Raw genomic sequence first — 18,603 nt, 5'->3', positions numbered from 1 at the left:
CTACTTCTTCTTGCGCCCCGGCGCGAACGCGAAGCCGAACGCCAGCAGCAACAGCGACACCAGGATCACCGTCATGTTGCCGCTCGTCACGTAAGGCGTGCGTCCGGACGTGCCTTGCACGGTGGCATCGAGGGAACCGGTCGTGTAGACCGGCAGCCTTGCCACCACCGCGCCGTTCGCCGCGATCACCGCTGTTGTGCCGGTGTTCGTGGAGCGCAACATGGGGCGGCCGGTTTCGATCGAGCGCATGCGCGCCATCTGCAAATGCTGGTCGAGCGCAATTGTGTCGCCGAACCACGCGAGGTTCGTCGAGTTCACGAGAATGCCTGCGGGCGCTTCCTGTTCGCGGATCGTCCGCGCGATTTCCTCGCCGAAAATATCCTCGTAGCAGATATCGACGGCGATCGGCTGGTTGTGCACGAAGAACGATTTCTGCACCGGCGGACCGCGTCCGAGGTCGCCGAGCGGAATGCCCATCAGCGCGACGAACCAGTGAAAACCGGTCGGCACGAATTCGCCGAAGGGCACGAGGTGATGTTTGTCGTAGCGGTAGACGTCCTTCTGATTCGGCGTGATGCCAAACAGGCTGTTCGTGTAGTCGGTCGCGCGGCCTTCTGGCGAAACCGTTACGCCGATAGCGCCGAACAAAATGGACGAGTTGGTGCTATCGGAAAATTGGCGCAATGCTAAAGCCAGATCTTGCGGCACTTGCGCGGCGAGAACGGGGAACGCGGTTTCGGGCGTCACGATCAGGTCAGCGGGCTTCTCGGTGATCAGTTTCCTGTAAAGCTGCAGCGACTGATTTACGCCTTCCTGCTCGAACTTCATCTCTTGCTTGACGTTGCCTTGCAGGAGCCGCACGGTCAGCGGCGAGTTCGCGGGAAGCGTCCATTCGACGAACGATAGCAACATGCCCGATACAACCAGACCGATCGCCACGATAAACGGCGCGAATTTCGCTAATGGCGCGGCGCCATGTCGAACCGTATAAAAGCCCTGCACGAGCAACGCCGCCACCAGCGCAAGCACCCAGCCGACGCCATACACGCCCGCGATAGCGCCAAAGCCGGCCAACGGGCCATCGACTTGGGCATAACCGCTTGAAAGCCACGGGAAGCCGGTGAACACCAGGCCGCGCAGCCATTCGCCAAGCGCCCAGGCGCTCGCAAATGCGAACGCACCATGCCATGTGGGGACGAAACGCGGTTCATCGGCGGCCGGGACTATGGAACCGTTGTCTTCATACCGCGCGCGTCCCGCACAAAACGACCAGACGACGCCAGCAAGCGCGGGATAGATCGCAATGTACATGGAGAACAAGACGACGGCCGCAGCCGCCAGAGGCGCCGCCATGCCGCCGTAATCGTGCATGCTGACGTAGAGCCACCACACGCCCGTGACGAAGTTGCCGAAGCCGAACGCCCAGCCGGTCAACGCCGCGCCTTTCCATCCGCTGGTCCGGGTGAGCCACGCGAAAAACAACGTGAATATGACAAGTTCGATCCAGCCGCCATGTGGCGTGGGCGCGAATGAAAGCGTATTCGCGGCGCCCAGGATTGCCGCAACGAGGTAATGCCAGAACGGCAGGGACTGGGCGTTATCAATCCGGGCGCTGCGCCGGAAGGCAAAACGGGATTCGGCCATGGATTACGAAGTCGGCTGGAAAGTTGAGGATGACGAGGCGTGACCGTCGCTCGTCATGGTGTGACCGTCAGCATGAACGCGTTGCGTGACAGCGCGCCCATGCTGGTTCTTAATCGTGGTCTTCGTCGCTGTCGCGTGAACGGCCATCGAGCGCGAGGGTATTGGGCGCGCGCCTCACGCGCAGCACGTGAATCTGGCGGGCGTCGCCGCGCAGGATCTCGAACACGAAGTCGTCGATCTTCACCTTCTCCCCGCGATGCGGCACGCGGCCAAAACGATGCGTCACCAGCCCGCCGATGGTGTCGACTTCATCGTCGGAATAATGCGTGCCGAATTCTTCGTTGAACTGTTCGATACCTGTCAGCGCACGCACACGATGCCGCCCGTCGGGCGTAGTAATGATGTTGCCGGCTTCTTCGTCGAAGTCGTATTCGTCTTCGATGTCGCCAACAATCTGTTCCAGCACGTCTTCAATGGTGATCAACCCCGCCACGCCGCCGTATTCGTCCACGACGATTGCGATGTGATTCCTGTTCACGCGAAAGTCGTGAAGCAGCACATTCAGGCGCTTTGATTCGGGAATGAAAACGGCGGGGCGCAGCATGCCGCGGACATCGAATTCTTCTTCGTGGTAATAGCGCAGCAGGTCTTTTGCAAGCAGCACGCCGATCACATTGTCGCGATTGCTTTCGAACACCGGATAGCGCGAGTGCGCTTTTTCCAGCATGAAAGGAATGAATTGCTCGGGCGTTTCAGCAATGTTGATTGCGTCCATCTGGGCACGCGGAATCATGATGTCGCGGGCGCAAAGTTCTGAAACCTGGAACACGCCTTCAATCATGGAGAGCGAATCCGCGTCGAGCAGATTGCGTTCGTGGGCGTCCTGGAGCACTTCCAGCAGTTCGTCGCGAGATTCCGGCTCGTGCGAGATGAAATCGGTCAGGCGCTCGAGCAGCGTGCGCTTTTCCGGTTTTTCAGCAGGTTTGTCGGTATATCGTCGACTGGGATAGGCGTCGTTCATAGTGGGGCGTGCGGAGTGTTCCGAACGCAAAATCACGGAGAGTTAAGAATACACCAAGGAAATTTCGCGCCAATTGATCCGGCGCGAACGCGTGCAACATCATGTGCAAACATCGTAACTGATAAATATGGGCGCAGTATGTCGGGCGTGCGACGATGGCCGATCGGTCTATCTGTCCCGAAAAACTTCATTCCTGCGATGAATCCGCGTCCTTGCAGCGCTGCAAAAGTGCTTCCAGCGCGCGGTCCGGCATGCCGCATTCGCGCAGCGCGGCCACGGTGCGGCTGACGTATTCGAGCGTGGTGCCGTATCGGCCGGTGGCGCAGCCGAACACGCGGCGCACGATCGGGTCGCCGAGCTTGCCGGTGTAAGTGGCCGCTTCACGGCGCATGACGAATGAGAGCGCCTCGACCTTCCGGCCATCTATCAGGGTGCACGGCAGCCACGCCACGCGATAAGAATTCATCGCCATTTCGCGCCGCCACAGAACTTCGAGATGTTCGTCCGCGCCTTCTGCGGCAAGGCGAAACGCCATGCCGGAACACGAACCGCCGCGATCCAGCGCGAGAACCAAGCCCGGCTGTTCGGGCGTGCCGCGATTCACGCGCGACCATAAATACAGTCCGCGGTGATAGCCGTGCACCTTGCTGCGTACCGTCTCCACGGCGGGCAGGCCCGGGTTCCAGATCAGCGAGCCATAGCCGAACAGCCACAAATCGGTCTTCCGATCCCAATGCGCCAAGGCTTTTTCACGCGATGCCAGCAGTTCTGCGTCGGTGAGCATGCGCGACTCGGCAAAGACCGGCGGGTAGTCGTAATCGGAAAGCGAAGAGGGAAGATCGGTCACGGCTTAATCGGCGGGCAACGGCAAGTAAGGATCGGTGAAACCGAGTTTCTGCATGATGCCGGTTTCGATCGATTCCATTTCATCCGCCTCGGCGGAATCTTCGTGATCGTAGCCTTGAGCATGCAGCGTGCCGTGCACGATCAAATGCGCGTAATGCGCGGCGAGCGGCTTGTTCTGCTCGCGCGCCTCGCGCTCCACAACGGGACAGCACAAAATGAGATCGCCGCTCACCGGATCGTCTTCCGATTCGGCGTACGCAAACGTCAGCACGTTCGTTGCGTAATCCTTGTTCCGATACGACCGGTTCAGCGTCCGGCCTTCATCGGTATCGACGAAACGCACGGTCAGTTCCGCGTCCGCGAAGAGCGACGCCTTGATCCAGTTCGCGACCGTCGCACGCGGCAACAGCGCCTTGTGCTCCGGAAACGCCTTCGCGGCGGGAAATTGCAGCGTCAATGCAAGTTTCGGCATGGCTTTGTTCGCAGCTTATTTTGCGGCGGCTGCGTCGGAATCGCGTTGTTGCTGCGCGTCATACGCTTCCACAATGCGCGCGACCAGCGGATGGCGCACTACGTCAACGCTGGTGAAACGCGTCATTGCGATACCGCGCACGTCCGCGAGCACGTGCTGCGCTTCGATCAGCCCGCTCTTGTGACCGCGCGGCAAGTCCACTTGCGTGGTGTCGCCGGTGACCACGGCCTTCGAGCCAAAACCGATCCGCGTCAGGAACATCTTCATCTGCTCGGGCGTGGTGTTCTGCGCCTCGTCCAGGATGATGAACGCGTGGTTCAGCGTGCGGCCGCGCATGTACGCGAGCGGCGCGATTTCGATCATCTGGCGCTCGAACATCTTCGCGGTTTTATCGAAGCCGAGGAGGTCGTAGAGCGCGTCGTACAACGGGCGCAGATACGGGTCCACTTTCTGCGCGAGATCGCCCGGCAGGAAGCCCAGGCGTTCGCCGGCTTCCACCGCCGGACGCGTCAGGACGATGCGCTTCACCTGGTCGCGTTCGAGCGCATCGACCGCGCACGCAACCGCAAGATACGTCTTGCCCGTACCCGCCGGGCCGATGCCGAACGTCACATCGTGCGCGATGATCTGCTTTAGATACTCACGCTGCATGGGCGTGCGGCCGCGCAGGTCCGCGCGCCGCGTGTAGAGCTTCGGGCCCGGATCTTCCTCTTCGCCGAGGTCGATGGTCACATTGGGTTCATCGAACGGATGATCGGGGTCGCCGCGGAAACGCGGATCGACGGGTTCCGAATTCAGGTTGTTCGACGGCTTCGCGGCATTCAACCCGCGCCGCGCCGCATTGCGCGTTTCGACCAACGCCAGCTGGATGTCGTCCACCGACAGCGAATCCTTCGCGCGGTTGTAGAAATTCTCGAGCGCCGCGAGCGCCACTTTCGCGCCGCGTCCACGAATGGTGATCTTGTGACCACGGCGCGTGAGCGTCACGTCGAGCGCCTGCTCGATCTGCCGCAGGTTTTCGTCGAGCGGGCCACACAGGTTGGCGAGCCGCGCGTTGTCTTCGCGCGGTGCGGTGAATTCCATATGCTGCTGAGCGGTCTTCAAGGCGAGAGTCGGGGTCCTGTCGAAGCTTCAGTTTAGTGAGTCGTGGCCGGCGTCAGAATCAGTTCGCCGCGCAACGAGTGAGGATAAGCCACGTTGATTTCCACGTCGACCATCTGGCCGATCAGCCGTTTGTGCGACGAAATCGGCGCCGGGAAATTCACCACGCGATTGTTTTCCGTGCGTCCGGCCAGTTCGCTCGGGTCCTTGCGCGACGGGCCTTCCACCAGAATACGCTGGACCGAGCCCAGCATGGAATTGCTGATCTTCGCCACATTTGCCTCAATGGTCGCCTGCAAGTGCTGCAAACGCTTGAGCTTCACTTCGCGCGGCGTGTCGTCGTGCAGGTTCGCGGCAGGCGTGCCGGGACGCGGGCTGTAGATGAACGAGAAACTCGTGTCGTAGCTCATTTCGTCGATGAGCTTCATCATCTTCTGGAAATCGTCTTCGGTCTCGCCGGGGAAACCGACGATCATGTCCGTCGACAATGACAGATCCGGGCGGATCGCGCGCAATTTGCGGATCACCGACTTGTATTCGAGCACTGTATAACCGCGCTTCATGGCCATCAAAATGCGGTCGGAGCCGTGCTGTACCGGCAAATGCAAGTGGCTCACGAGCTTGGGCACTTTCGCGTAGGTATCGATAAGCCGTTGCGTGAATTCCTTCGGATGCGACGTCGTGTAACGAATCCGTTCGATACCCGGAATCTCCGCCACGTATTCGATCAGCGTGGCGAAATCCGCGATGTCCGTGGAATGCTGTGTCACCGGCCCGCGATACGCATTCACGTTCTGCCCGAGCATGGTGACTTCGCGCACGCCCTGATCGGCGAGTCCGGCAATTTCGGTGAGCACGTCGTCGAGCGGCCGCGATACTTCCTCGCCGCGCGTGTAGGGCACGACGCAATAGCTGCAATACTTGCTGCATCCTTCCATGATCGATACAAACGCGCTCGGGCCGTCCACGCGCGCTGGCGGCAAGTGATCGAACTTTTCGATTTCCGGAAACGAGATATCGACTTGCGAGCGTCCACTGGAACGGCGTTTCGCGATCATCTCCGGCAGCCGATGCAAGGTCTGCGGCCCAAACACAAGATCTACGTAAGGCGCGCGCGAGACGATCGCCGCGCCTTCCTGACTCGCCACGCAACCGCCCACGCCAATGATCAGGTTCGGATTCGCTTCCTTCAATTCACGCACGCGGCCGAGGTCCGAAAAGACCTTTTCCTGCGCTTTTTCGCGCACGGAACACGTGTTGAAGAGGATTACGTCCGCGTCTTCGGGCGTATTGGTCTGGGTGAGGCCGTTCGCTGCGTTGAGTACGTCGACCATTTTGTCGGAGTCGTACTCGTTCATTTGGCAGCCGAAGGTCTTTACATACACTTTCTTGGTCATGAATTTCGCCGGTCGCAGTGATTAGTCTGGGGGCGCGGTTTTTGATGCGTTGAAGGGATTCTTTCGCGTGTTTTAGCGTTCATTTGGCCCTATCAGGCTCAAATCGGCGCGTCGCGTAGCCCAATATTATAGCGCCCGCTCGACTTCCCGCCCGGGCTGACCGGGAGGATAGGCAAGGTCGCCAAGCAATTCCTCCGTCGCGCGGGCGAAGCGTTCGGTGAGGAAATCCAGCAGCACGCGCACGCGCGGCGCCATGTACCGGTTCGCGTGGAAAAGCGCGTGGACCGCCGCCTCGTGCGAACACCAGTCGGCCAGCAGCATTTTCAGCGCGCCCGAGCGGACATCGGCGGCGATATCCCATATCGATTTATGCGCGATGCCTTGCCCGGCCAGCGCCCACGCGCGGGACAGGGCGCCGTCGTTGGTTTCCCAGGCGTCGGCGAGCGGGATGATGTGGGTGTATCGCTCGTCGCCGCGCACGAAGTTGATTTCGTTGAGCGTGGCCGTCGATGTCACCAGCACCGAGAACGAATGCCCGGCGAGATCGGCGGGCGTTTTCGGCTCGCCATGTTTTGCCAGATATTCCGGCGATGCGCACAGTACACGCCGGTTAGGCGCGAGGCGGCGCGCGACCAGGCTGGCATCCGGCGGAAGCCCAAAACGGATTGCGAGGTCGATGTCCTCGCGCAACAGATTCGATACCGAATCGGCCAACGTCAGCGCAAAACTCACGTCCGGATGAATCCGGCTGAATTCATCGAGCCAATGGCAGAGCAGATTGCGCCCGAAATCCGATGTCGCCGAAATGCGCACCTTGCCGCGCACGAGGTTCTGGCCGGCGTGCAGCGCGGCTTCGCCGTCTTCTATGGCCTGCAGCGCGATCCGGCAATGCCGGAGATAAAGCTGGCCTTCGTCGGTGAGGCGCAACTGGCGCGTGGTGCGCTCGAACAGCCGTGCGGTGAGCGATTTTTCCAGCTTGAGCAGGCGCGCGCTGGCGGCCGCCGGCGATAAACCCAGCTTCCTCCCCGCCGCCGACAAACTGCCGAGCGCCGCGGCTTCAACGAACAGGCGCATATCGCCGAGTCGATCCATCGTAATTCTCAAATGCGATTTGATAATGATTCAAATGCTACGCCAATTATCAAAATGTGTCTCATGGCGGAAAATTTGATGCATTGCAGTGTAGGAGGTCGATGTGAAGCTGGATCACGCCACGATTGTCACGCCCGATTGCGAGCCGATGCGCCGTTTTTTCACCAATGTTGCCGGCATGACGGTCGGCCCGCGTCCGCCGTTCGGTATTGGCGGATGCTGGCTTTATCTCGATGGCTCGCCGGTCGTGCACCTGATCGAAAGCGGCTCGGTGCTGGCCGCGCCGGCGGGTACAAGGGCGGCGACGCGGATCGATCACATCGCACTGCGCGTCACCGATGAAACCGAATGGCAGGCCCTGCTTGCACGCTTACGCACGCACGCCGTTCCCTTTTCCGAAGCCGACGTTCCGGTTTCCCGTGAACGGCAATTGTTCGTGCAGCTCGCCCCCGGCGTTGTCATCGAGTTCGTCATTCGGCATTTCTAATACGAGGACTTTTCCATGCCTATTCCACTTTTAGCGCTCGCCATCAGCGCATTCGCCATCGGCACGACGGAGTTCGTGATCATGGGCCTGCTGCCGGATGTGGCCCGCGATCTGGCTGTATCGATACCGTCTGCCGGGTTCCTCGTCACCGGTTATGCGCTCGGTGTGGCTGTCGGCGCGCCGCTGCTCGCCGTACTTACCGCGAAATTGCCGCGCAAACTCTCGCTGCAGTTGCTGATGGGCGTGTTCATTGTCGGCAACGTGATGTGCGCCGTCGCGCCCGGATATTCCATGTTGATGGTCGCGCGCGTGGTGACGTCGTTCGCGCATGGCTCGTTTTTCGGCATCGGCGCGGTGGTCGCGGCGTCGCTCGTTCCGGCTGAAAAGCGGGCGAGCGCGATTGCGTTGATGTTCACCGGGCTCACCTTGGCGAACGTGCTGGGCGTGCCGTTCGGGACGTTTATCGGGCAGCAGTTCGGGTGGCGCGCGACGTTCTGGGTCGTATCGGCGCTCGGGCTGTTGTCATTGATCGGCGTGGCCGCGCTCGTTCCCAACAAGCACGATTCGGGACCGTCGAACTTCGGTCACGAGCTGCGTGTGCTGAAAGAACCGCAAGTCTGGCTGGCGCTCGCCATGACGGTGCTCGGGTTTGGCGGCGTGTTCGTGGTGTTCACCTACATTGCGCCGATCCTTGAGCAGGTCAGCGGGTTCGGGCCGCATGGCGTGACGCTCGTGCTGGTGCTGTTCGGTATTGGATTGACGATCGGCAACACGATTGGCGGCAAACTCGCCGACCGCGCGCTGATGCCGTCGCTGATGGGCATTCTTGTCGCGCTCGCCATCATCATGGCCGTGTTCGCGAAGACCAGTCACAACCAGATCCTCGCCGCGATCACGATTTTCATCTGGGGCATCGCCGCGTTTGCGACCGTGCCGCCGCTGCAAACGCGCGTGGTGGAGAAGGCGAAACACGCGCCGAATCTGGCATCGACGTTGAACATCGGCGCGTTCAACCTGGGTAACGCCGGCGGCGCGTGGCTCGGCGGCGTGGTACTGCAGCAGGGTCATCCGCTGGATTCGCTGCCGTGGGTCGCGGCGGTGGTGGCGATCGTGGCGTTGGCCGTGACGTGGTACGCAGCCCGGCTCGATGGCCGCGGCGAAAGCGCCGGCGCCCGTGCGGCGGATGCGGTGTGAATCTCATCGGCCGGGCCGATTTCATTGACCCGGCGACCTCAACCGACTAGCGTGTCGTGCGCGCCGCAATCAGTCACACTCGCGGCTGATTGCTTCATCCCGCGCTTCAACACGCTTTTCGACCGAGGTTTTATGGAAGACATCACGCTGAGCCAATGCCTGAGAGGCGCATGGCGCGACGCCGCCCTCTCCATACGGCGCATGCCCACGCTTTTCGCATTGGCGTTCGTCCTGGTGCTCGCTACCGGCATCGCCGGATATCAGGAACAGCTTTCGGCGCCAGCCTCGGCCAGCCCTCTTTCTTCGATCACCGATGGCAGCGCCGCCCACGGCGCCGCGCTGGGTCATTCGCTGACATCGCTCGGACTCGCGTTTTTGCAGTCGCTCGTGATCGCGGTGCTGGCCGTCCAGGTGATCCGCTTTTCGATGGCGCTCAACGCCGAGGCCGGCGCGGCCGGCTCGGAGGCGCAACCGGCACGCCTCTGGGACGCGGGTTTTCGCCGCTACTTCGTGCTCTGCATCGCGCTCGTCGCGGCGTATGTCGGCGCGACGATTGTGGTTGTGATCGCGTGGATCCTGATGCGGCTGGCGGGGTTGTCGAGCGGGACATCGATGGCCGGCGCCGCGACGCTCGCCGTGCTCGCGCTTTGCGGCATGAGCTACGTGTCGGGGCGTCTCGCGCTGCTGTTTCCTCACACGGCGGCGGGCGGGCGTCTCGCATGGCGCGCCGCGTGGGAAGACTCGCGCGGGCATTTCTGGGCGATTGCATCCACGGCTGTGGTCGCCATCCTGCCTATCGTGGCGATCGCGACCGTGTTTACCGTAATTACGGAAATGCTCGCGACAGCGGGTTCCACCGATAGCCTGACCGTGGGATTGCTGGTCGTGCAAAGCATCGTCACGCTGCTTTACACGGCGACGACGGCTACGTGTTCCGTTTGGCTTTACAGGAAGTTTGGGGCGGGTTTGAAGGCGAAGCCTTGAGGTAGCCGCCTCGTGTCCGTGCGACGGCTAAGAAGTACTTCGCACGAAGACAACGAGCAGCCTGTAGTCGCCTTTGTCGGCCGCACGCAAGGCGGATAAATAATCCGACCGGGCGTTGTCCGCTTTAACCAACGTCCCTCCGCCTCCCCACGAAAACGGCTCTTGTTTCATGGTGCGCAAGAGCGCATCAGCCATCATTCGTGAGTGTCGACCATTGCCGTTTGGAAAGGGATGAATCCACACTAGATCGCGGTGAAATCGTGCGGCAATCTCATCGGGCGGGAATGTGCCGTTGTCGACCCACCACCGGGTGTCATCGAAAAGGTTTCTTAGTTTGACGCTGACCTGCGTCCAGTCACATCCGATGTTTTTGTCGGATCTGCGGAACGTGCCTGCCCACGACCAGGTCTGGTCGAACATTTTCTTATGAAGGTTGCGACAGAACTCTTCACCAAGGACATCGACCTTGCGTTGACGGCGAGCCCATTGCACGGCCCGCATGATGTTCGCCTGCTCCCAGTCATTCAGGTCGCCCTTGGTGGTCAGGTGAGTCGGTATCAGTCCTGCAAGCTCGTCAGGGTCGAGCGGCGTCTGGCCGTCCTGTTCGTCTAAATCTATCGCCATAGGTCTTTATCGCCATAGGTCGGACCAGCGGCCCCGGAGCAGTTCTGCCGTTCGCTGCTCAACCTGTTTGCGAAGTCGGTCGGTCGTCGGACGTTGGTCTTCCAGACTCATAGTGTGAGCCACGCCACTCACCTCCTGCAGGGCGATTGAGCGCGCCCGGTCTTCGACCACCTGAGTCAGTGGCTTTCTGGGCACCAGAGCATAGACCAGCTCGCAGTCCAGCCCATCAGCCAATTTGCGCAGTTGTCCAAGCGTGATTCGCTCGTCAGCTTCCGCCGACTCCGACTTGTGCAGGGTCGAACCAGTAATGCCTAATCTGTCGGCTTGCTGTCGCTCGGTAAGCCCTAACGACTCTCGGATGGCCTTCAACCATCCACGCGGTGGGGGCCGGCGTTTGGTCAAATCCGAGTACGTTGCGGCCGATGCCTGGACCTGCTCAAGCCGGAGCTGCCTCATTTCGGAATCCATTTTGCTGGCCTATAGGCTATCAAATATGAAGTAAATGATAGCTTATAGTGAAGTAGATATCTAGTTTTTGCTTCTCTTTGATGAAGCTATAGAATTTATATTGCGTCGCTATGGCGACGCAATTCTAAATTATTTGCTTCGCCATAGAGAAGCAAACAGGACGCTGGACCTGCAGCTCTTTTTGCGAGCTTCTACCTGCCATCTTCTGGAAATCTCTCCGGCAAAAAAAACCCGCAATCCCTTGTGGGATGCGGGTCTTAGTTTCAAGCAATTCAAAAATCAACACCCGTGGGGCGGGTGGCCCATTCGAGCCGTATTCTCTAAGCTTTAAACCGTTTCCTCAGCCGTTTGCGCTTCGCTAATGGTCTCGCGCGCTTCAGCCAGCGCAATCCGGAAATCCGCCAGTTCCGCGATGGTGAGCATCGGGATGTTCCGCTCCTTCACGAAAGCATCGATCTGCGCGCCGCAGGCCATCGTTCCGTCCGGGTTCATCAATTCGCACAGCACGCCGGCGGGCTTGAGACCCGCGAGAATCGCGAGATCCACGGTTCCTTCCGTATGTCCGCGACGCGTCAGCACGCCGCCCGGCTGCGCGCGCAACGGGAACACATGACCCGGACTGACAATGTCACCCGGCTTCGCGCCATCGGCGATCGCCGCACGGATGGTCGTCAGCCGATCCACCGCCGATACCCCCGTGGTCACGCCTTCGCGCGCTTCTATCGATACCGTGAAAGCCGTGCCGTACTTGCTGCCGTTGTCGGCGACCATGGGCGGGAGGTGGAGGGCGCGTACGGCGTCGTCCGGGAGGCAAAGGCACACGATACCGCTGCACTCGCGGATCATCAGCGCCATGCCTTCCACGCTGAGTTTTTCCGCCGCGTAGATCAGATCGGCTTCGTTTTCGCGGTCATTGTCGTCGAGCAACGCAACGGTGCGGCCTTCGCGCAAGGCTTGCAACGCGGCGGCGATTCGGGGAGGAATTTGGACGGAATTTTCGCCTGAACGCAATTGTTTCAAGTCGGCGAATGCGTCGGGAACAGGACGGTTAAGGCTGGAGGCTACGGACATGAATGAAACGCTCTCGCAAAAGGAATGGGCGAAAAACGTTTCAGGGCATTGCAAACAGACAGAACGGCACACGGGAAGGCGCGAACGTAAAAACGCCGCGGCAAACACGCGATACGGACATGACCATCTGCACATCTTCTCTCATCCGGACTATGACCGTCGGCTCTGGCATCGCACCAGATCTGCTGACCCCGTGGTTGGGTTCGTAAAAAAGCTACGATCCACGTTCACGGGCGCTCGCGGGCTCACGTACGGTTATGAAAACCGTTCGCATACCGCCGGTGGGGAATTACACCCCGCCCTGAAGACGTACTGATTTGTCGCTGAACACTTAAAAACCGCGACTGATTTGAGGATACAACAAGCCAGCCGATGTTGCAGCGCCCCTGAGTGGCGGCGCGTTGGCTGACGAACTTAACTCGGTTCTTCGACACGGCGCGAATCCGCCGGCACATGCCAGCGCGGCGGCGTTTCCGCATTCACCGTGACCTGATACGCGCGCGCTTCGGTGCTGCCGGGATTGCGCAGCGCATGGGGCTGATCGGCATCGAACACAATGGCGTCGCCGGTGCCGAGCAACTGCGTGCGATCGTGCACGCGAAGTTCGAGCGTGCCGTCGCTGACCACCAGATTGACCGTGGTCCCGGGTGGCTTCGGGCTGCCTGTTTCCGTGTGCAGCGGCGCGATGCGCAACTCATGGAATTCCGCCGATGCCGGCGCGCTCAACGGAAAAAGCGGCCGCGCCGAAAAGCGTCCATTCGATGTCACCAGCCGCGTCGCCTGATCGGCCGCGAGAAACTCGATGCCATTCGTTGCGTGACGCCGCAAAAACGCCGCGACCGACACCTTCAGCGCCCCGGCAATCTTGTGCAGCACCTTGATGGACGGCACGCTGCGTGCCGATTCGATCTGCGCGAGCATGGCCCGGGAAACGCCGGAAGCGCGGGCGAGGGCGTCGAGCGAAAGCTGACGCTCGGCGCGAAGCCTTGCCAGATTCACGCCAACGAGATATTCGAGCGCGTCGTTCGCTTCCTGTGCGCTCGTCTGAGGAATATGCTCCTCACGATGAATTTCCGCCGATGCCGCCCGCGTTGCGTCGGCGCGTTCGGCCGGCACGCGTGCATCGTACGATTCGCGCACGAGTTCCAGCGATGAATAAGCCGGTGCAACCATGATGAGCCTCCATTCGGACATGCCGCGCAGACCGGCGCGGCATCGGTTACGGAAAGACTAGCATCGGCAGAAGTTGCATCAAACGAAGATATCGTCACACCGTTATCAGGCGCGGCAGGATAGTTTTTTACACGACGGTCCGCGATGAAACCTGCGGCGTGGGTTGCGGTTGAGGCGTCTGTGCAAACCATCCGTCGATACGGCGCGTCACGTCGTCCAGCGACCCGCGTTCCATATGCAGGCCTAGTTTTGAGCGGCGCCACAGGACGTCGTCGGCGCAGGTCGCCCATTCGTTGTCGCGCAGATAGCGCAGTTCGGCTTCGTAAAGGCTGGGCGCTACGGCTTCGCCGAGATCGTCCAGCGACGCCGCGTTCCCAAGGAGCCGTTGAATACGCGTGCCGTAAGCGCGTGCGTATCGATGCGCGAGATCGGCGGGCAGCCAGGGCTTGTCTTGCTTCAACGCGGCAAGGAATGTGTCGAAGTTTGCATTTGCGATATCGCCACCCGGCAGCGGCGCGCCTTCCGTCCAAGTCTTGCTTTTGGCAGGGGACTGGAGCGCATCGCCGAGTTTATCGACGGCTTCTTCGGCCAGCTTTCTGAAAGTCGTGATCTTCCCGCCGAACACCGACAACAACGGCGCCTGGTTCGCGGGGGTATCGAGTTCGAGCAGATAGTCGCGCGTGACCGCCGACGCGTTCTCCGCGTTTTCGTCTTCGAGCAGGCCGCGCACGCCTGAATAGCTCCAGCAAACGTCTTCAGGGCCAATGTGCTTCTTGAAGTAGCGGTTGATGGACTCGCACAAGTACGTGGTCTCTTCCGGGCTGATGGTCACCTTCGACGTATCGCCGTGATACTCCAGATCCGTCGTGCCGATCAGCGTGTAATCGTGCTCGTACGGGATGGCGAAGATGATCCGCTTGTCCGGATTCTGGAAGATGTACGCGTGGTCGTGCTCGAACAGCCGCCGCGTGACGATATGACTGCCCTTGACGAGCCTCACGGTATGGCGCGTGTGCGTGCCGCTGCCAAGCGATCCTTTCAGCAGTTCGCTGACCCACGGGCCGGCCGCGTTCGCAATGGAACGCGCCTGGACGTCGAAGGTCGCGCCGTGATCATCGATGAGCGTGGCATGCCACAAACCGTCTTTGCGCTCCGCGCTGACGAGCCGCGTGCGCGTCCGGATCACCGCGCCGTGTTCCTGCGCATCGACCGCGTTCAGCACCACGAGCCGCGCGTCGTCCACCCAGCCGTCGGAGTACACGAACCCGCGCTTGATCGAATCGATGAGCGGTGCGCCAGCCGGATGCGTGCGCATATCGATACCCCTGGACCCCGGCAGCAACTGACGGCGCGCGAGATGGTCGTAGAGGAAAAGGCCAGCACGGATCATCCAGGCCGGACGCAGATTCGGCATATGCGGCATCACGAAACGCAGCGGCCACATGATGTGCGGCGCCGCGCGCAGCAAAACCTCACGCTCCTGCAGGGCCTTGCGCACGAGCGAATATTCGCCGTATTCCAGATAACGAAGCCCGCCGTGAATGAGCTTGGTACTCGATGACGACGTATGCGACGCCAGATCATCCTTCTCGCACAACAACACGCTCAAGCCCCGGCCTGACGCGTCGCGCGCGATGCCCGTGCCATTGACCCCGCCACCCACGACGAGCACATCGAAAAGATTACCTTGCATTGCTTATTCGCCCCATGGCCGCCACCCGCTCCGACAGAACATAAATGTTCGAATTCGAAATTTAACGAACAAAAACGAAAATGTAAAGTCGGCTGAATGGCTAACGCTGTGTTTTCGAGAAAAACTTCATGTCGGCGCGGGTTTTAAAGCTTTTTAAACCAATAGGCCGTTTGGCTGAGTGGCGCGAAGGCGTCAGCAGACCGATACTGTGGGCAGTGAATTTTTGCCGATGAACAAGGAGTGAAGACGATGCGAAAGCTGCTGGTGGCGGGCGCGCTTGGCGCGCTGGTGTTGGGCGGATGTGTTTCTACACCCGACATGTCGGGTTCAATGGGCGCGCCTTCACTGAGCGCTTTGCAGTCCATGTGCGGGACGGCCGCGGTGGACTACGGCGCGGACGGGCAAAACGTGTATTCGGCGTTATACGACGCCTATGTGGCGCAAAAGCGCGGCGGGTTATCGAAGGATCAGTTCTGCGCGTTCCAGGCGGGCATTGCGGGCCAGCATTCGGCGTTCGCGACCAACCGCACGACCGAAGCGCAAAGCGCGTGGGCGACGTTTTTCGCCAATCAGCGGGCGCAGGCGCTCAGCTGGCGCGCAGCCGTCGATCCGACGTTGCGCGCTGGCTGATATGCAAGAAAGGGCGGGTGGAGCGTGATGATGCTTACGAGTACCGCTTCATTGCCTTCATGGTGGAATCGCCCGAGGCCGTGAGGCTCCAGAGCTGGCGTCCCGAAGCAAGATTTTCGAGTTGCACGAGTTGACGCTCGAGGAGGGCGTCGAGCTCGTCGCGAACCATGTCCATCTGATTGGGCGCGTCTTGTAGCAGGAGCAGCGTGGCAAATTCATGCGGACTGAGCATCGTGTTCTCCATGACGATCGAACGGCACTGTGACCGGTCGGCGACCGGTGCTCGTACTTCGGAACGTTGCGCGAGGCAGGAACTTCGAGCCGGCAGACCTATGGCGAACCGCCGCTTCCGAGTCTCTGGAAGTCGGCGCTGCGTTGCCGGGATTTGATTGTATGCAAGCGCCGGTCGAGTGCCAAACGCTTGCGCAAAATATTGGGTTTGACTTTTGAGGGGCGCGAAAGCGGTTCGGCCGGAGCAGAGAAACGTAGAAATTACCTGAAGTTCGTGTCGCAGCGCACACAGGAATTTGCGTTTCGCTTTCTGAAGCGTTATTCAGCTATGTACACCTGTGTGTTCGCAGCAGTCAGCGTTTCAGCCATCTCGGGCGGCGTGGGGGCGTCGGTGAAAAGCGCGTCGATCTGATTCAGATGACCGAGGCGCACGAGTGCCGGGCGTCCGAATTTCGAATGATCCGCGGCGAGGAAAACGGTGCGCGCGTGGTTGATGATCGCTTCGGCGACGCGGACCTCGCGGGTATCGAAATCGCGCAGCGTGCCGTCCGGCTCAATGCTCGAAGCCCCGATGATCGCGAAATCCACCTTGAACTGGCGGATGAAATCTATAGCCAGCTCACCCACAATGCCTTTGTCCCAGGGACGGACAATGCCGCCGGTGATCAGCACTTCGCAATCCGGGTAGCCGCTCATCATGCCGGCCACGTTGAGGTTGTTGGTGATCACGTGCAGGCCGCGATGCCGGTTGAGCGCCCGCGCAACTTCCTCGGTCGTGGTGCCGAGGTTGATGAAGAGCGACGCCTGATCGGGAATGTGCGAGGCAACTAGTGTGGCGATACGGCGCTTCTCGTCGTGGAACATGCGCTGGCGCGCCGTGTACGAGACGTTCTCGGAACTCGTCGGAAGGCTCGCGCCGCCGTGATAGCGGCGCAGCAGGTTCATGTCGGAGAGCCAGTTGACGTCGCGGCGAATGGTCTGCGGCGTGACATCGAAATGCGTGGCCAGGTCCTCGACGGTCACGAAGCCATCGCGTTGCACCCAGTCGAGCAGCTCTTGCTGTCGTGCATTCAAGGTGATGCGGGGATCTCGAGTCATGGCGTCTGTGCGTGCGCTTCAATGTCGTGAGGTGGCGGTATTGTAAGGGAAGGGCGGGCTGACCGGACAACGCGGCATGCGCAGTCTAGACATCCGCATGACGAAACTCGTGAGGATGGCAAAGTTGATCGTTGGATGACGTATCCTTAGCCTTCCATCGAGCTACTTCGTTTTTACAACCGGCTGGTTTGCCGGCGCGCGGGTAACAGTGACTTTGCATAGCGGCGAAACCCGCTTGTAAGCAAGGTTGAAGCGCCGTGCTTGCGCCCGATCAACTTATGCCCAATGCTCGGTATGATTTGTGCTGAAATAAACAGTATCCGGAACTGACCTATGGGTTGAACGGTCTCTCTTCGTGCCTGCAGCATCGCTGTAACCCGGCTAATATGCAGGCTCTAAGAAGTCTTCAACCACATGAGAACGCCATGACTTCATTGTTCATGGCGTTGCCTGATTTTCGGCCGGTTTGGCTGACGGCGCGTTCAATACAGATTGGGAGCGCGATATTTATGCACACTGATAGTACCCATGTGATGCCTTGGCGGATCGAAGATATTGACCTGTCGCGGATCGATCGTCGGAAGGCGGCATCCAACGAACATTTGCTCTTGCTGCTGTGCGCGGCTTCGTTCATTGAGAGCGGCACGGATCTCTACACGAGCAACCTGAGCACCTATTTCAACGACGACCCCGAAGTCTCCACCTGGCTCAACACCGAGTGGGAACCGGAGGAAATGCAGCATGGCCGCGCGTTAAAGACGTACATCAATCACGTGTGGCCGGAATTCGATTGGGACACGGCGTTCAAGAACTTCTTTGCCGAATACTCGTTGACGTGTTCGGTCGAGGACTTCGAGAAAACGCGGGCCCTTGAAATGGTCGCGCGTTGTGTGGTCGAGACGGGCACGGCAACCTTGTACCGTGCCATCAATGAATGCTCGGACGAACCAGTGCTGAAGCAATTGACCGACAACATCCGCACCGACGAAGTCCGTCACTACAAGCACTTCTTCCGCTTCTTCAAGAAGTACAACAAGATTGAAGGCAACGGCCGCTTTGCCGTGCTGGGCGCGTTGCTGCGACGCGTGATGGAAATCAAGAACGAGGATTCCGAGATCGCGCTGCGCCACGTTTTCGCCATTCGTTATCCGGATCGCGCGAACGATACAGCGCACAACCGGGAGCTGGCGGCCCGCGTGAATGCACTGGTTCGCCGCAATTTATCGGCGGATATGTGCGTCAAGATGTTGCTCAAGCCGCTTGATCTGCCGGCGCGGATTCAGCCGAGCGTTCACTATCCGATCGCCAAGATTACGCAGCACGTTTTCTTTCGCTGAAGCCGCCGAAGCTTTCGGTGGCACGACCGGCATGATGCTT

At 60.2% G+C, this 18,603-nt stretch carries 19 protein-coding genes and 1 riboswitch; of the genes, 5 read left to right on the top strand and 14 right to left on the bottom strand.

The features are described 5' to 3' along the window. The 7 genes from lnt to HB633_RS23750 form a co-directional block, all read right to left on the bottom strand. Positions 1–1,644 (bottom strand): apolipoprotein N-acyltransferase, encoded by a 1,644-nt coding sequence (lnt, locus tag HB633_RS23780; RefSeq protein WP_213780573.1) that lies wholly within the window; start codon positions 1,642–1,644, stop codon positions 1–3. Between the two features lie 109 nt (positions 1,645–1,753). After that, complete coding sequence (locus HB633_RS23775) at positions 1,754–2,665, bottom strand: transporter associated domain-containing protein (RefSeq protein WP_213780572.1); 912 nt, start codon at positions 2,663–2,665, stop codon at positions 1,754–1,756. A gap of 187 nt (positions 2,666–2,852) precedes the next feature. Next, entirely contained in the window at positions 2,853–3,512 is a 660-nt protein-coding gene (locus HB633_RS23770) for a gamma-glutamylcyclotransferase (RefSeq protein ID WP_346730353.1), read from the bottom strand. Positions 3,513–3,515: 3 nt separating this feature from the next. After that, the gene (gene ybeY / locus HB633_RS23765; RefSeq protein WP_213780571.1) at positions 3,516–3,983 is read right to left on the bottom strand and encodes an rRNA maturation RNase YbeY; all 468 of its coding nucleotides are present in this window, start codon (positions 3,981–3,983) and stop codon (positions 3,516–3,518) included. A 15-nt stretch (positions 3,984–3,998) separates the two neighbouring features. Then, a complete protein-coding gene (locus tag HB633_RS23760) occupies positions 3,999–5,087 on the bottom strand; it encodes a PhoH family protein (RefSeq protein WP_213780570.1) in 1,089 nt (362 codons plus the stop codon). A 32-nt stretch (positions 5,088–5,119) separates the two neighbouring features. Continuing rightward, the gene (gene miaB / locus HB633_RS23755; protein ID WP_056351380.1) at positions 5,120–6,481 is read right to left on the bottom strand and encodes a tRNA (N6-isopentenyl adenosine(37)-C2)-methylthiotransferase MiaB; all 1,362 of its coding nucleotides are present in this window, start codon (positions 6,479–6,481) and stop codon (positions 5,120–5,122) included. Positions 6,482–6,607: 126 nt separating this feature from the next. Continuing rightward, positions 6,608–7,573, bottom strand: a complete 966-nt coding sequence (locus tag HB633_RS23750) for a LysR family transcriptional regulator (RefSeq protein ID WP_213780569.1) — start codon at positions 7,571–7,573, stop codon at positions 6,608–6,610. Positions 7,574–7,676: 103 nt separating this feature from the next. On the opposite strand from HB633_RS23750, the gene HB633_RS23745 reads away from it, so the two are divergent. From HB633_RS23745 to HB633_RS23735, 3 genes are all read left to right on the top strand, one after another. Further along, the gene (locus HB633_RS23745; protein WP_213780568.1) at positions 7,677–8,060 is read left to right on the top strand and encodes a VOC family protein; all 384 of its coding nucleotides are present in this window, start codon (positions 7,677–7,679) and stop codon (positions 8,058–8,060) included. Positions 8,061–8,075: 15 nt separating this feature from the next. Next, positions 8,076–9,254 carry an MFS transporter gene (locus HB633_RS23740; protein WP_213780567.1) on the top strand — a complete coding sequence of 393 codons (1,179 nt, stop codon included), beginning with the start codon at positions 8,076–8,078 and terminating at the stop codon, positions 9,252–9,254. Between the two features lie 132 nt (positions 9,255–9,386). Further along, the gene (locus HB633_RS23735) at positions 9,387–10,238 is read left to right on the top strand and encodes a hypothetical protein (RefSeq protein ID WP_213780566.1); all 852 of its coding nucleotides are present in this window, start codon (positions 9,387–9,389) and stop codon (positions 10,236–10,238) included. Between the two features lie 27 nt (positions 10,239–10,265). On the opposite strand, the gene HB633_RS23730 is transcribed toward HB633_RS23735, so the two are convergent. The 5 genes from HB633_RS23730 to glpD form a co-directional block, all read right to left on the bottom strand. Beyond that, on the bottom strand, positions 10,266–10,862 hold the full coding sequence (locus HB633_RS23730) for a mobile mystery protein B (RefSeq protein ID WP_213780565.1): 597 nt from the start codon (positions 10,860–10,862) through the stop codon (positions 10,266–10,268). Positions 10,863–10,868: 6 nt separating this feature from the next. Then, positions 10,869–11,318: a mobile mystery protein A gene (locus HB633_RS23725; RefSeq protein WP_255581101.1), complete on the bottom strand. Its 450-nt coding sequence runs from the start codon at positions 11,316–11,318 to the stop codon at positions 10,869–10,871. Between the two features lie 339 nt (positions 11,319–11,657). Continuing rightward, positions 11,658–12,401, bottom strand: coding sequence for a 3,4-dihydroxy-2-butanone-4-phosphate synthase (ribB, locus tag HB633_RS23720; RefSeq protein ID WP_213780563.1), 744 nt, complete (start codon positions 12,399–12,401; stop codon positions 11,658–11,660). 129 nt (positions 12,402–12,530) lie between these two features. After that, a riboswitch (FMN riboswitch) is annotated at positions 12,531–12,714 on the bottom strand. A 101-nt stretch (positions 12,715–12,815) separates the two neighbouring features. After that, positions 12,816–13,574, bottom strand: a complete 759-nt coding sequence (locus HB633_RS23715; protein ID WP_213780562.1) for an XRE family transcriptional regulator — start codon at positions 13,572–13,574, stop codon at positions 12,816–12,818. Between the two features lie 127 nt (positions 13,575–13,701). Further along, positions 13,702–15,267, bottom strand: a complete 1,566-nt coding sequence (glpD, locus tag HB633_RS23710; RefSeq protein WP_213780561.1) for a glycerol-3-phosphate dehydrogenase — start codon at positions 15,265–15,267, stop codon at positions 13,702–13,704. Positions 15,268–15,516: 249 nt separating this feature from the next. Here glpD and HB633_RS23705 point away from each other — a divergent pair, with 249 nt between their 5' ends. Continuing rightward, positions 15,517–15,897 carry a hypothetical protein gene (locus HB633_RS23705; RefSeq protein ID WP_213780560.1) on the top strand — a complete coding sequence of 127 codons (381 nt, stop codon included), beginning with the start codon at positions 15,517–15,519 and terminating at the stop codon, positions 15,895–15,897. A gap of 34 nt (positions 15,898–15,931) precedes the next feature. Here HB633_RS23705 and HB633_RS23700 read toward each other — a convergent pair whose 3' ends face one another. Both HB633_RS23700 and HB633_RS23695 read right to left on the bottom strand, forming a co-directional pair. Next, a complete protein-coding gene (locus HB633_RS23700) occupies positions 15,932–16,129 on the bottom strand; it encodes a hypothetical protein (protein WP_213780559.1) in 198 nt (65 codons plus the stop codon). Between the two features lie 317 nt (positions 16,130–16,446). Further along, the gene (locus HB633_RS23695; RefSeq protein ID WP_213780558.1) at positions 16,447–17,226 is read right to left on the bottom strand and encodes a DeoR/GlpR family DNA-binding transcription regulator; all 780 of its coding nucleotides are present in this window, start codon (positions 17,224–17,226) and stop codon (positions 16,447–16,449) included. 509 nt (positions 17,227–17,735) lie between these two features. On the opposite strand from HB633_RS23695, the gene HB633_RS23690 reads away from it, so the two are divergent. Beyond that, positions 17,736–18,563, top strand: coding sequence for a ferritin-like domain-containing protein (locus HB633_RS23690; protein WP_213780557.1), 828 nt, complete (start codon positions 17,736–17,738; stop codon positions 18,561–18,563). Positions 18,564–18,603: the final 40 nt, after the last annotated feature.

This window comes from Caballeronia sp. dw_276 (assembly GCF_018449635.1).
GTDB lineage: Bacteria > Pseudomonadota > Gammaproteobacteria > Burkholderiales > Burkholderiaceae > Caballeronia.
This window is presented reverse-complemented; position numbering and strand designations above follow the sequence as displayed.

Coding starts and splice junctions, on each gene's coding strand:
- lnt (WP_213780573.1), bottom strand. CDS start 1,644: ATGGCCGAATCCCGTTTTGCCTTCCGGCGCAGCGCCCGGATTGATAAC.
- HB633_RS23775 (WP_213780572.1), bottom strand. CDS start 2,665: ATGAACGACGCCTATCCCAGTCGACGATATACCGACAAACCTGCTGAA.
- ybeY (WP_213780571.1), bottom strand. CDS start 3,983: ATGCCGAAACTTGCATTGACGCTGCAATTTCCCGCCGCGAAGGCGTTT.
- miaB (WP_056351380.1), bottom strand. CDS start 6,481: ATGACCAAGAAAGTGTATGTAAAGACCTTCGGCTGCCAAATGAACGAG.
- HB633_RS23750 (WP_213780569.1), bottom strand. CDS start 7,573: ATGGATCGACTCGGCGATATGCGCCTGTTCGTTGAAGCCGCGGCGCTC.
- HB633_RS23740 (WP_213780567.1), top strand. CDS start 8,076: ATGCCTATTCCACTTTTAGCGCTCGCCATCAGCGCATTCGCCATCGGC.
- HB633_RS23735 (WP_213780566.1), top strand. CDS start 9,387: ATGGAAGACATCACGCTGAGCCAATGCCTGAGAGGCGCATGGCGCGAC.
- HB633_RS23730 (WP_213780565.1), bottom strand. CDS start 10,862: ATGGCGATAGATTTAGACGAACAGGACGGCCAGACGCCGCTCGACCCT.
- HB633_RS23725 (WP_255581101.1), bottom strand. CDS start 11,318: ATGAGGCAGCTCCGGCTTGAGCAGGTCCAGGCATCGGCCGCAACGTAC.
- ribB (WP_213780563.1), bottom strand. CDS start 12,401: ATGTCCGTAGCCTCCAGCCTTAACCGTCCTGTTCCCGACGCATTCGCC.
- HB633_RS23715 (WP_213780562.1), bottom strand. CDS start 13,574: ATGGTTGCACCGGCTTATTCATCGCTGGAACTCGTGCGCGAATCGTAC.
- glpD (WP_213780561.1), bottom strand. CDS start 15,267: ATGCAAGGTAATCTTTTCGATGTGCTCGTCGTGGGTGGCGGGGTCAAT.
- HB633_RS23705 (WP_213780560.1), top strand. CDS start 15,517: ATGCGAAAGCTGCTGGTGGCGGGCGCGCTTGGCGCGCTGGTGTTGGGC.
- HB633_RS23700 (WP_213780559.1), bottom strand. CDS start 16,129: ATGCTCAGTCCGCATGAATTTGCCACGCTGCTCCTGCTACAAGACGCG.
- HB633_RS23695 (WP_213780558.1), bottom strand. CDS start 17,226: ATGACTCGAGATCCCCGCATCACCTTGAATGCACGACAGCAAGAGCTG.
- HB633_RS23690 (WP_213780557.1), top strand. CDS start 17,736: ATGCACACTGATAGTACCCATGTGATGCCTTGGCGGATCGAAGATATT.